Annotated in this window: 14 protein-coding genes; 8 read left to right on the top strand and 6 right to left on the bottom strand. The window is 38.8% G+C overall.

The genetic code is table 11. The annotated features are described in order from the left end of the window. Together AC1DRF_RS03620 and hemQ are read right to left on the bottom strand one after the other, a co-directional pair. The coding region (locus tag AC1DRF_RS03620; RefSeq protein ID WP_477740343.1) for a cell wall hydrolase at positions 1 to 388 on the bottom strand (388 nt) is incomplete at its 3' end. A 178-nt stretch (positions 389 to 566) separates the two neighbouring features. Then, on the bottom strand, positions 567 to 1310 hold the full coding sequence (hemQ, locus tag AC1DRF_RS03615; protein ID WP_043977523.1) for a hydrogen peroxide-dependent heme synthase: 744 nt from the start codon (positions 1308 to 1310) through the stop codon (positions 567 to 569). 276 nt (positions 1311 to 1586) lie between these two features. On the opposite strand from hemQ, the gene pta reads away from it, so the two are divergent. Continuing rightward, positions 1587 to 2558 carry a phosphate acetyltransferase gene (gene pta, locus AC1DRF_RS03610; protein ID WP_013059853.1) on the top strand — a complete coding sequence of 324 codons (972 nt, stop codon included), beginning with the start codon at positions 1587 to 1589 and terminating at the stop codon, positions 2556 to 2558. A gap of 33 nt (positions 2559 to 2591) precedes the next feature. Here pta and lipL read toward each other — a convergent pair whose 3' ends face one another. Both lipL and AC1DRF_RS03600 read right to left on the bottom strand, forming a co-directional pair. Further along, positions 2592 to 3443 (bottom strand): octanoyl-[GcvH]:protein N-octanoyltransferase, encoded by an 852-nt coding sequence (gene lipL / locus AC1DRF_RS03605; protein ID WP_043977522.1) that lies wholly within the window; start codon positions 3441 to 3443, stop codon positions 2592 to 2594. Positions 3444 to 3571: 128 nt separating this feature from the next. After that, on the bottom strand, positions 3572 to 4246 hold the full coding sequence (locus AC1DRF_RS03600) for an RsfA family transcriptional regulator (protein WP_427076642.1): 675 nt from the start codon (positions 4244 to 4246) through the stop codon (positions 3572 to 3574). Between the two features lie 201 nt (positions 4247 to 4447). On the opposite strand from AC1DRF_RS03600, the gene AC1DRF_RS03595 reads away from it, so the two are divergent. The 3 genes from AC1DRF_RS03595 to AC1DRF_RS03585 all read left to right on the top strand — a co-directional run bounded on the left by AC1DRF_RS03595 (position 4448) and on the right by AC1DRF_RS03585 (position 6706). After that, positions 4448 to 4672 carry a YuzB family protein gene (locus AC1DRF_RS03595; protein WP_013059850.1) on the top strand — a complete coding sequence of 75 codons (225 nt, stop codon included), beginning with the start codon at positions 4448 to 4450 and terminating at the stop codon, positions 4670 to 4672. A gap of 193 nt (positions 4673 to 4865) precedes the next feature. Further along, a complete protein-coding gene (locus AC1DRF_RS03590; RefSeq protein WP_043977517.1) occupies positions 4866 to 6173 on the top strand; it encodes an HD domain-containing protein in 1308 nt (435 codons plus the stop codon). A 23-nt stretch (positions 6174 to 6196) separates the two neighbouring features. Continuing rightward, positions 6197 to 6706 carry a YwgA family protein gene (locus AC1DRF_RS03585; protein WP_097824929.1) on the top strand — a complete coding sequence of 170 codons (510 nt, stop codon included), beginning with the start codon at positions 6197 to 6199 and terminating at the stop codon, positions 6704 to 6706. 46 nt (positions 6707 to 6752) lie between these two features. Here the strand turns inward: AC1DRF_RS03585 and AC1DRF_RS03580 are convergent, their stop codons facing one another. Next, positions 6753 to 6938 (bottom strand): 2-hydroxymuconate tautomerase, encoded by a 186-nt coding sequence (locus AC1DRF_RS03580; protein WP_097824928.1) that lies wholly within the window; start codon positions 6936 to 6938, stop codon positions 6753 to 6755. A 272-nt stretch (positions 6939 to 7210) separates the two neighbouring features. Here AC1DRF_RS03580 and AC1DRF_RS03575 point away from each other — a divergent pair, with 272 nt between their 5' ends. Both AC1DRF_RS03575 and AC1DRF_RS03570 read left to right on the top strand, forming a co-directional pair. After that, entirely contained in the window at positions 7211 to 7855 is a 645-nt protein-coding gene (locus AC1DRF_RS03575) for a site-2 protease family protein (protein ID WP_043977515.1), read from the top strand. Positions 7856 to 7874: 19 nt separating this feature from the next. Continuing rightward, positions 7875 to 8387 carry a YwhD family protein gene (locus tag AC1DRF_RS03570; RefSeq protein ID WP_025752469.1) on the top strand — a complete coding sequence of 171 codons (513 nt, stop codon included), beginning with the start codon at positions 7875 to 7877 and terminating at the stop codon, positions 8385 to 8387. A gap of 38 nt (positions 8388 to 8425) precedes the next feature. On the opposite strand, the gene AC1DRF_RS03565 is transcribed toward AC1DRF_RS03570, so the two are convergent. Then, positions 8426 to 10492 (bottom strand): transglycosylase domain-containing protein, encoded by a 2067-nt coding sequence (locus AC1DRF_RS03565; protein ID WP_025752470.1) that lies wholly within the window; start codon positions 10490 to 10492, stop codon positions 8426 to 8428. Positions 10493 to 10758: 266 nt separating this feature from the next. On the opposite strand from AC1DRF_RS03565, the gene speE reads away from it, so the two are divergent. Together speE and speB are read left to right on the top strand one after the other, a co-directional pair. Continuing rightward, a complete protein-coding gene (speE, locus tag AC1DRF_RS03560) occupies positions 10759 to 11586 on the top strand; it encodes a spermidine synthase (protein WP_427076641.1) in 828 nt (275 codons plus the stop codon). A 75-nt stretch (positions 11587 to 11661) separates the two neighbouring features. Continuing rightward, positions 11662 to 12540, top strand: a complete 879-nt coding sequence (speB, locus tag AC1DRF_RS03555) for an agmatinase (protein WP_013059842.1) — start codon at positions 11662 to 11664, stop codon at positions 12538 to 12540. Positions 12541 to 12649 lie beyond the last annotated feature (109 nt).

Here is a 12649-nt window from a genome sequence, read left to right as displayed (position 1 = left end):
CAAAGAAACAGTGAGATTTAAATCGTCCTGTGTTATTTTGGTTATACCATTGAGCAGGACAGTTGCCGCTGGGCTTGAAAAACCACAGTGAGTTTTCCGCGGGATTAAAACGTTCCCCTCTTAATACACGTCGTGCAAGTGTAATTTCAGACTGGCGGGCACGCTGATAAAAGTAGCCTTTTTGAGTTGCTTCAAATCCGCCTGGGTTTTGAAACACCATCTGACGAATGGTTCTTATATTTCTAAAATCTAAACAGGGAGCTTTAGCGCGGTTCACGCCTACATTTCCTACCAGTAACATCCCTTGTTTTCCTTCACTTTCAGCTTCAGCTCGAATGAGTCTGGCTAGGAGCTTAACATCTTCTTCGTTGTGTGCAACGACTGCCATTATCCCACCTCGCTTACTTGTGACACTGTTGTATATATATGGTCCTGTAAGTGCGAATATGCCATGGCTAGAAAATAAAAAACCTGTTTCCAAGTGGAAACAGGTTTTTTTAGATAAAGCTCATGGATATTTATTGCTCTAGGCGTTACAAAAGCGATGAGCGCTTTTGCGGCTTAGTTTAAACGTGTAAAAAGCGTGCAATAGCTTCTTCTTTTAATAAATTTCCGACAAAGAAGCTGCCAAATTCCCCGTAGCGAGCACTTACTTCGTCAAAACGCATTTCGTATACTAATTTTTTAAATTGAAGTACGTCATCTGCAAAAAGAGTAACGCCCCACTCGTAATCATCAAAACCAACAGAACCCGTAATGATTTGCTTTACTTTTCCAGCGTATTGACGTCCAATCATTCCATGACTGCGCATTAAGCTGCGGCGTTCTTCCATAGGAAGCATGTACCAATTGTCATTTCCTTGACGACGTTTATCCATTGGATAAAAGCAAACATGACTAGCTTTTGGTAAAGTTGGATATAGTCTAGCTTGGATTTGAGGATTTTCATAAGGATCCTCCCCAGCAGGTAAGTAGTTGCTTAATTCAACTACTGATACGTATGAATAAGTAGGAATGGTAAACTCAGCAAGCTTTGTTTTATTAAATTCTGTTTCAATTTCATTTAGTTCTTCCATAGTAGGACGAACAAGCATTAGCATAAAGTCTGCTTTTTGGCCGACAATGGTATATAAAGCATGGCTGCCTTGCTTCTCAGCTTCAGTTCCTTTCCATTTCTCAATCAACCCTAAAAATTCATGGATAGCCGCTTGGCGATCGTCGCTTGATAACTGCTTCCAAGCGCTCCAATCGATTGAACGGAAATCATGAAGTGCATACCAACCGTCTAATGTTTGTGCTGCTTCTGCCATTTCGTTTCACTCCTATTGTCCGATTATGATAAATTCCAATTCTACTATATCATAGTTTGTCCGAAGAACTGGAATGAAAAACCTGTGATTTTGTGACTAAACTTTAAACAATTGTCGCAAAGTAAAAACAGGTTTCATTTTAGGTGTTAGTGGAAAATTAAGAATTAAAAGACTTTTTTGTAATCATGGATTCTTGAAGGACATGCCTTTGATTTTTAAAAAAAGTGGAGTATCCTATTATGAGAAAAGTTTTTTACATATCGAGGAGGATTTACTTTGAGTGATTTATTTACAGGTTTAAAACAAAAAGTATCAGCTAGCGATGTATCAATCGTATTCCCAGAGGGATTAGATGAGCGCGTATTAGGCGCTGTTTCTCGTTTAGCTGCCGACAATATCTTAAAGCCTATCGTTGTTGGAAACAAAGACGCTGTAGCATCAAAAGCAGCAGAACTAAACGTAAAATTAGACGGTGTTGAGGTTCTAGATCCTCAAAGCTACTCTGAATTTGATGAAATGGTAGCAGCGTTTGTTGAGCGTCGTAAAGGTAAGGCAACAGAAGAAGATGCTCGCAAAATTCTATTAGATGAAAACTATTTTGGCACAATGCTTGTTCATATGAACAAAGCGGACGGTCTTGTAAGCGGAGCTGCTCATTCTACAGCAGACACAGTACGTCCGGCTCTACAAATTATCAAAACAAGACAAGGTGTTAAGAAAACATCTGGCGTATTTATCATGGTTCGCGGTGATCAAAAATACGTATTTGCTGACTGTGCAATCAACATCTCACCTGATAGCCAAGATTTAGCTGAAATTGCTATCGAAAGTGCTCGTACAGCTGAAATGTTCGATATCGATCCTCGTGTTGCTATGCTAAGCTTCTCAACAAAAGGATCAGCAAAATCTCCGGAAACAGAAAAGGTAGCAAACGCAGTAGAAATTGCAAAAGAATTAGCACCAAGCGTAACATTAGACGGCGAATTCCAATTCGACGCAGCATTTGTTCCTTCTGTAGCTGAAAAGAAAGCACCAGGTTCAGTGATTAAAGGAGATGCAAATGTATTTGTATTCCCAAGCCTTGAAGCAGGTAACATTGGTTACAAAATTGCACAGCGCCTAGGAAACTTCGAAGCAGTAGGTCCAATCTTACAAGGTCTAAACAAACCGGTAAACGATCTATCTCGCGGTTGTAACGAAGAAGATGTGTACAAGCTTGCTTTAATCACAGCAGCTCAAGCACTGTAATAAAAAAAACTCCGTCCTTGGGCGGAGTTTTTTTTATTCGGCTAATGAACCTAATGCTTTTTCGTTGCGGTCATACATGCGCTGCAGCTGCGTCTCAAACAGCTCTTGTTCGGTAGCATTTAAAGGCATATTTATAAGAGAAGAGCTCATGCTATTCAGTGTTTGCAATAAAAGCAGCATGACATCAGATACAGTTAACTCAATCTGTAATAGTTCAGATAGAGAAGCCATTGTGTGAGGCTCGATATCTGGGTATGAAAATTTAGTTTCCGTGTTTTGGAGACCTTTTTTGTAAAACTCTTGAATAAGAGAAGCACGTTTAGAACCGCTTCCTTTAACGCATAAGTAAATTTGTACAGCTACTCCGCCGCGAACGCGTCGCTGTGAAATGCCCGCAAACTTTTGATTGCGAATGCTTAAATCAAAGCTGCCGGGACAATAAGAGCCTACGATTTCCTTCGCTTCAATTGCTGTCCCGTAAGATGCAAACATGACCTTAATCAAATCAAACATGGCTTCATATCCACGATCAATATCAATTCCTTTTTCTGCATCAGGAAAAATTAAAGAAATGTTTAGAACATCCTGATCAAGTACGACAGCGAGGCCGCCTGAATTGCGGACGATTGTTTTATATCCTTGTTCATGTAAATAAGCTGCACCTTCAGCTAAATGAGGTAGCTTTGTATCTTGGATGCCTAATACAATCGTATCGTGATGCACCCAAGAGCGCATGACAGCTGGAGATTCACCTCTTCCAACGGTTGTACAAAGCGTGTCATCGATGGCAAAAGAATGACGGGCATCAAAATGAGGACCTAGACTGGATTGATCAATAATACGCCAAGCGGGCTGTGCTAAAAGCTTTAAACTATTCTGCTGCATATCTCAAACCCCTTTATAAACAGTAAACGAACATATTATAGCATAAAGGCGTCGTGTCATTGGCTGTAAAATAGAAAAAGAAGAAAGAAGAGCCAAGTTTGACATCCCTCTTTCTTCGTTCATGTAGCTTATTCAGCCATTTTCTCAAGATTTCCGTTACGATCCATTTTAAATGTAGTAGAAGAACGTTCTTCTTCATCGAATAGAGCTAACTTTCGCGCACGGTTCATGATTTGCATTAATGTTTCATAGTCTTCTTGAATAGTAGTAGCATTTGCCTCGAGATGTTTGATTTGTTTTTCCAACTCTGTGTTTTTCTTAGCTAATTCTGTATTTTCTTGCATCAAGCGTTTGTTTTCGCTTTGCAATGCCTGTAAATTGCTCGCTTGATTTGGCATTGTTTGCAAAAAGCGAATAACGTCAGTCATTGAAAGCTCCTCACTGCTGCTTTTTTCTACTTGTGTTTCAGATAAGCTATATGTTGCTGTAGGTGCAGACATCATTTTTTCCACATGCTCTACAGATGCTGGTGGCGTATATAATAATTTCTTTTTGCCTTGCTCTTGTCCAAGTGCACGCATGCGCTGTTTTCGCTGTTTTTTGGCTAGCTGAAGTGCTTTTTCATACTGATGGCGTACCACAGCATTCCATCTGAATCCACATGCTGCTGAAGTGCGATTTAATTCATCTCCCACTTCTTCAAACGCATTCAGCTGCGTACTTCCTTCGCGGACATGGCGCAGTACTGTTTCAGCTAATAATAAGTCGTTTTCTTCTGTCCAAGCATCTTGTCTATCTTTCACTTTGTTCACTCCTCTATTTTCCATGACTCATAGTAATCATGTTTTGTAGTATCATCATGTACAAAAAATCCATACTTTATACCATTTCTTCTAGGAGTATGATAGATTTTGCTTCTTTCTTTAACTTGCATCGGACTTCAAATAGGGGTAAAATACCCCTTAGACAAAATGATGAACCAATTTTGAAAGGATTGTGTCAACATGGCAAATGAATTTAGAATTTGTGATGATTGTCAGGCAACAAACGTCAAAACGTTGTTACCTCGACTTAAAAAAATAGATGAACAAGCTGAAGTACAAATCGGCTGCCAGTCTTACTGTGGGCCCGGACGTAAAAAGTCATTTGCATTTGTAAACAACCGTCCTGTAGCAGCGCCAACAGAGGATGAATTAATCGAGAAGATTGAGAAAAAAGTAAAAAAATAGATAGTGAAACAATAAATAGCTGCTTTTCTGCTACTTATTTGTCGAACGAGCTTCTTACAAACAGAATCGCCTTGTTTGTTAGGTAAATCACCTTGGTTGCTTGACAAGGTGATTTTTTATTCTGAATAGGAAAATAGGAAGTGAGTGTCGAAAAATTATAGCAACAACAAAGTGAAGATAGAGAGGTATGTAAATGACATATCCTAATGAAAAACTCAGTGAAGAAAAAGTATTTAAAGATCCTGTTCACCGCTATATCCATGTAAGAGATCGTGTTATTTGGGAGCTAATTGGGACAGCCGAATTTCAAAGGCTGCGTCGCATTAGACAGCTAGGAACGACATACTTAACGTTTCATGGGGCTGAGCACAGCCGTTTTAGTCATTCCTTAGGTGTTTATGAAATTGTGCGCCGTATTATTGATGACGGTTTTCAAGGACGCCCTGAATGGAATGAAGATGAGCGTCTTCTTTGTCTTTGTGCTGCTTTACTGCACGATTTAGGTCACGGTCCGTTTTCCCATTCGTTTGAGAAGGTTTTCCACTTAGACCATGAAGAATTTACACAAGCTATTATCGTAGGTGACACAGAGGTAAATCGAGTGTTAACGAAAGTAGGAAAGGATTTTCCTAAAAAAGTGGCTGAAGTAATTGCGAAAACATATGAAAATAAGCTTGTCGTTAGTTTGATTTCCAGTCAAATTGATGCAGATCGCATGGATTATTTGCAGCGTGATGCGTATTACACAGGAGTAAGCTACGGTCACTTTGATATGGAACGAATTCTGCGCGTGATGCGTCCTAGGGAAGACCAAGCCGTGATTAAACACAGCGGTATGCATGCGGTTGAAGATTATATTATGAGCCGCTATCAAATGTACTGGCAAGTGTATTTTCATCCTGTTACGAGAAGTGCTGAAGTGATTTTGACAAAAATTTTACATCGTGCAAAAGAGCTCCATCATCATTACTATGAGTTCAAGCAGGAGCCAACTCATTTTTATTCGATTTTTGAAGAGGAAATATCGCTAAAAGAGTATTTGAAATTAGATGAATCTGTTATTTTATTTTATTTTCAAGCGTGGGAAGAAGAAGAGGATGAAATTTTATCTGATCTATGCCGAAGATTTATGAATCGTCAGCTTTTTAAATACATTGAGTTTAATCCGAATTCACAAATGAAGATGTGGATGGAGCTTACAACATTATTTAAAAAAGCGGGTATTAACCCAGATTATTATTTAGTCGTCGATTCTTCAAGCGACTTACCATACGATTTTTATCGACCGGGTGAAGAGGAAGAACGTTTGCCGATTCATCTGTTGATGCCAAATAATGAAGTGCGTGAATTATCACGTCAGTCGGAGATTGTTGAAGCAATTTCAGGGAAAAAGAGAACCGATCATAAATTATATTTTCCACAAGATCTCATTGATCAATTGTCGTCTAAGCGAAAAGTTAAAGATCAGATTATAAACTTACTAAAAGGAGATCAGAGTTAAATAGTATAGGAGTTGAAGGGGCTGTGTTAAACGATCACGCAAAGATTGTGAAAGTATTTTCCGCGGCGGGAGAAGTTGTTGGCAGAAAAAAGTTACAAAAGATGATATTTATCGGAAAAAAGCTGAAGTTTCCTTTTTATGAAAAGTATAATTTTCACTTTTTTGGACCTTATTCTGAAGAATTAACGCTTCGAATTGAAGAGCTATGTAACTTAGGCTTTTTAAGTGAAATTAAAGAGAAAAAAGGCGGGTATATGCAGTATCGCTACGTATTAACAGAAGCGGGGGAAGGATTTTTAAGCCACTATGACTTAGAACTTCCTTACTTGCAGGAATGTATGAAGGATATGAACGAACAAAGCTCTAAATTTTTGGAGCTTGTCTCTACGATTTTATATTTTGATAATTTACCGAAAGAAGAAGTAAAAGAAAAAGTGTTTACGTTAAAGCGTAAGCAAAACTATACAGAAGAAGACATTTCAGAAGCATACAAATATATTGAAAAACTTCAGGCAACGCTGTCTGTCCATTAAAAAAATGCCATAGGTTCACTCCTATGGCATTTTTTTTATGTAGGCGTTATTGATCGCTTATGCGCTTGCCCGCTACAGCGTAATGGTTTTTAGACATTTCTTCGATGATAATAGATACTTTTTCAGGTGCTGCACCTGTTGTTTCCACCACAGCATCCGTTACTTTTTCAACAAGAGCTCTTTTTTGATCATCTGTACGGCCCTCAAGCATTTTAACAGTTACAACTGGCATAATGTGTACACTCCTTTTTGATCATTATATGATTAGTGTACCCGTTTTCTGAATAAAATGACAGTATGAGATAGTGATGAAGGACATAATCTGTAGTATACTTTTATAATAACATCGATATAAAAAACAGGTGTGCCCAAAGGAGGCCCATCGCTGGTCTTTGAGAACTTTTAGGGCATATTTGAAAAAAATTGTATCCTTCTTAACGCAAAAAAAGATTCATCTAGTAGATGTGATAGGTAGAAATTATTTTAAAATAAAGGAGATAAAGAGTGGAACATTTTTTAGCTTTTGCATTGCAAGACCTTCCTTACGTGGTAATGACTCTTATTGTTGCATTCACGCTGCATGAGTTTGCACATGCGTATGTAGCTTATTTATTTGGAGACCACACGGCTAAAAAGCAAGGAAGGCTAACGCTTTCTCCGCTGGCTCATTTAGATCCATTTGGAACGCTTTTGTTAATCATCGCAGGTTTTGGGTGGGCGAAGCCGGTTCCTGTTAATCGCTATTTCTTTAAAAAGCCTCGTTTAGCTGGTATTCTAGTATCGATAGCGGGACCGTTTAGTAACTTGGTGTTGGCATTTATCGGTTTGCTTATTTATTATTTGATGAATAACGCCGCAGTGGATAACGATGCGCTTTATCGTTTTGTTACATTATTTATTCAAATAAACCTAACGCTAGGTGTATTTAACTTGTTGCCTTTTCCGCCTTTAGACGGCTACCGCGTGATTGAAGACCTCGTTCCGCCGTCCACGCGAGCCAAGATGACGCAGTATGAGTCTTGGGGCATTTTTGTATTTTTAATTCTTGTGATTACACCTCTGGATCGCATTGTGATCTGGCCGCTTCTAAACGGAGCAGCAACGTTTGTTATGAATATCTTTCAGCAGATATTAGCACCACTGATTTAATGAATAGAGGAGGCTTACTATGACTCAGCCAAAAAAGAAAAGTATAGGATTTAATATCATAAAAGACGATTCAACCGACGGCCACGGCGGTTACGGGGTTGGAGCGTTAAGTTTAGAAAACATTTCACCCGTTTTTGTTTGTCCGAGCGACGAAGAAGTATTTGTAGATATCGGTGCGATGCATGCAAGAAGTGTAGTGGAAAAAGGAATTAAGTTCTTACCGAATAAAGACGAGGTGCCAAACGGCAAGTTATATTGGCTTGTGTGGGTAACGATTGATCGCAAGCAAGAAGGACCTTACTACGCAGGTATGACAGCATGTGAAATGACCGTTGATCGTGAAATTCGCCGCGGCTATAAGTCACTTCCTGAACACGTGAACAAAATGGATAAATCCTTAAAACGACGCATTATGGTAGAAGAAATGGATAACAAGTCTAAGGATTTGCTTCGTGAGTTTTTGAAGTCTCATAATGAAGAAGTTTGGACGTTATCTAATGATGACTTAAAAGAAGCGCTTCAAACATCGTAATGCTAAAAAAAGCTTAAGGCCTTGGCCTTAAGCTTTTTTTAATCAAACCATTTGGGTAACCAGTGAAACTTTTTATCTTCTTTTTCACGCTCTTTTTTCTTCGTTTTTGCTGCATGATCGATGTGATCAGTACAATATGTTTTTGGCTGTGTTCCAGTTAAATAATAAGCTTTATATTGAACAGGGCATGATTTGGATGCTAACTTTCCATTTTGAGGATTAATGTTTACGCTCATTAATCCGTTTGGTGCTTTAAACTTTTCTTTTTTCTTCCCTTTTAAAGCCTCTTCCATAAATAATGCCCACATTTTTTTGGCGTATCCTTTTTCAGCTACATCATCCATTGTTCTTCCTTGATCATATCCAACCCAAACGCCTGAAACGAGCTGCGGAGAGTAGCCAATCATCCAGCTGTCCGTAGAGGTTGTGCCGGATTTTCCCGCGTAAGGACGAGATACATATTTAGAAATAGGCTTTCCTGTGACGGTTGTATAGCCATTTAGCTTTTGATTAAACATGCCTGTCATTAAATGGGTAGTAAGAAAAGCATAGCGCTTATCAATGACTTGTTTCTGTTCGGAAGGAGCTTGATAAACAACTTCTCCGTCATGGGTTTCAATTCGTTTAATAAATGTTGGACGAATTTCTTTTCCGCCATTAGCAAAGATGCCGTACGCATTAACCATATCAATAACTTTCACAGGCGAAGTTCCAAGAGCTAAAGATGGAACTTTCTTTAAAGGTGATGATATTCCAAGTGTTTTAGCAGTTTCAATTAAGCGGTTTTCCCCAATGAACAAATGCGTTTTTACGGCATAAATATTATCTGAAAGTGCGATGGCTTGGGCCATTGTAATAGGAGCATCCGCATAATAATTGTGATAGTTGCTAGGCGTGTATGTCGAAACGCCATCTTCCAATTTGAACGTCGTTTCTTCACTTTTCATTGGAGTAGATTCAGTAAAACCATCTTTTAACGCCGCATAGTATAAAAATGGCTTCATCGTTGAACCAGGCTGTCTTATTGCTTGAGTCGCGCGATTAAACGGGCTCTTTTCATAATCTCTTCCACCAATAAGAGCTTTCACTTGTCCATTTTTAGGATTCATCGCAACAAATGCACTTTGTACGTCTGAAGAGCTGCTGATAACATCCTTCATTTTTTCTTCAGCTGTTCGCTGCATCTTTTCATCCAGCGTTGTATAAACGCGAAGTCCATTTGTGTAAATCATGGTTTCATCAATGCCTAAATCTTGCTTTAATTCTGCTAGCGCTGCATCCATAAAGTAAGAGGCATCTTCTTTATTAGGATCTTTTTCGGCAGGCTTTGCGAATGCTAGAGGTGTTACAAGCGCTTTTGTTGCTTGCTTGGCTGTGATAATTCCATCCTCTTTCATAAGAGATAAAATGATATTTTGTCGTTTTTTTGCATTTTCTTGATGAATAAGAGGAGAGTAGTAGCTAGGGCCTTTTGGAATACCTGCTAACATACTCGCTTCACTTAATGTCAAATTTTTGGCATGCTTATCAAAATACAGCCTAGCTGCTGCTTCAATTCCATAAGCTCCATGGCCGTAGTAAATCGTATTCATGTAGCCTTCTAGAATTTGGTCTTTACTATAATTCATTTCTAAACGAATCGTATACAGAGCTTCTTGAAGCTTTCGAGTCCACGTTTTGTCGTGCTCTAAAAACAAGTTTCGTGCATACTGCTGAGTAATGGTACTCGCACCCTGTACTTTCCCCATAGCTTTTATATCAGCTACAACTGCTCCGGCGATTCGATGCATATCAAAGCCGTGATGCTCATAGAAGCGCTTATCTTCAACGGCTAAAGTCGCATCTTTTACGTAAGGTGAAATTTGATTAAGTGAAACCCAGTAGCGCTTTTGTCCATTGTGAACTTCATCAAGAACTTTACCGTTTGCTGAGTAGAAAACAGCTGTTTGAGAAACGTTTAGCGGAGGGGGGCCAGCGATTTTGGCGTAGAGAAAGATGCTTATGTAGGCAAACAATAATAAAGCCCCCGCTAATATACCAAGGACGAGAAGAATTCGGAAGATGCGTCTTGCCTTTTTTAAATGTTCGGTTAATACCGTTTCCATTTCTATTCACCACCAATATGTGTCACTATGCACCGTACATGTTGTTTTCAACACAACAAAATTCTATTAAAAGAGCGATGCAAGTAGATTCTAAAGCTTGTATCTATCATCAGTATGAAATAGAAAAGGTGGTTTTAAACCTCCATTGCTAAAAATTTTACTTGCTTTTTTGCTGAATTCATCTATACTTTTTTCATGTTTGTATAAATTATGTTAGGGTAATCTATGCATAGATTAATTCTCAAAATAGAAGGGAAGAGTTTGAAATGGAATTATGGTTCACAGAAAAGCAAACAAAGAACTTTGGTATTACAGCTAAAATTAATCGCACTTTACATACAGAGCAAACGGAGTTTCAAAAATTAGACATGGTTGAAACAGAAGAGTTTGGTAACATGCTCCTACTTGACGGTATGGTTATGACAACGGAAAAAGATGAGTTCGTTTATCATGAAATGGTTGCGCATGTACCGTTATTTACGCATCCAAATCCAGAAAACGTACTAGTTGTAGGTGGAGGAGACGGAGGCGTAATCCGTGAAATCTTAAAACACCCAAGCGTAAAAAAAGCGACGTTAGTTGATATCGATGGAAAAGTTATTGAGTACTCGAAAAAATTCTTACCTTCAATTGCGGGCAAACTAGAAGATCCTCGTGTTGATGTACAAGTAGATGACGGATTTATGCACATCGCTAAAAGCGAGAACGAATACGATGTCATTTTAGTGGACTCAACAGAGCCAGTAGGTCCAGCTGTGAATTTATTTACAAAAGGATTCTATGCAGGTATCTCAAAAGCACTTAAAGAAGATGGTATCTTTGTTGCTCAATCGGACAATCCTTGGTTCACGCCAGAGCTTATCTCAAATGTTCAGCGTGATGTAAGAGAAATCTTCCCAATTACACGTCTATACGTAGCAAATATTCCAACATATCCAAGCGGTTTATGGACATTTACAATGGGTTCAAAGAAACATGATCCATTAGAAGTAAGCGAAGATCGTTTCTTCGATATGGATACAAAGTATTACACAAAAGAATTGCACAAAGCCGCATTTGCTTTACCTAAATTTGTGCAAGATCTTATTAAATAAGTTACCACATACAAGTGAGATGTCAGAGGTTTAAGGCTGGCATCTTTTCTATGAATAATGAAGGAGGAACAAAATATGCGTTTTGATGAAGCTTATTCAGGTAATGTATTTATCGGCAGTCACCCTGTTTTTGAAGAAAGTGAAGCGGTTCTTTACGGAATGCCAATGGACTGGACAGTTAGCTATCGTCCAGGTTCACGATTTGGCCCAACTCGTATTCGTGAAGTATCAATTGGATTAGAAGAATACAGCCCGTATTTAGATCGAGAGCTAGAGGAAGTAAAATATTTTGATGCAGGAGATATTCCACTTCCATTTGGGAATCCTCAGCGCAGCTTAAATATGATTGAAGAGTATATCGACCAGCTTTTAGCAGCAGACAAGTTCCCATTAGGTATGGGCGGAGAGCATTTGGTTTCTTGGCCTGTTATGAAAGCTATGTATAAAAAATACCCGGATTTGGCCATTATCCATATGGATGCTCATACAGACCTTCGTGAAGAGTATGAAGGAGAACCACTTTCTCATTCCACTCCGATTCGTAAAGTTGCAGAACTAATCGGACCGGAGAATGTTTATTCATTTGGTATTCGCTCAGGAATGAAAGAAGAATTTCAATGGGCAAAAGAAAACGGCATGCATATTTCAAAATTTGAAGTTCTAGAGCCGTTAAAAGAGATTCTACCAACACTTGCAGGTCGTCCTGTTTATGTAACAATTGATATCGATGTATTAGATCCAGCGCACGCTCCTGGTACAGGAACAGTAGATGCGGGCGGTATCACATCAAAAGAGCTTTTAGCTTCTATTCACGCAATTGCTAAATCAGATCTTCGCATTGTCGGAGGAGATTTAGTAGAAGTAGCTCCAATTTATGATCCGTCTGAACAAACAGCTAATACAGCAAGCAAGCTTATTCGCGAAATGATCTTAGGCTGGGTACAAAAGAAATAAATAAAGTAAAAGGCGGCCGCTGTGGCTGCCTTTTTTATTTGGAATATGTGAATGCTTCACGTACTGTAAAAAGGTGAATTCTCGGCGTATCTATCATATTTCCTTTGAA

It is taken from the genome of Priestia sp. P5_B4 (assembly GCF_056400385.1).
The sequence above is the reverse complement of the archived record's forward strand: the minus strand, read 5'-3'. Positions and strand labels throughout refer to the sequence as shown.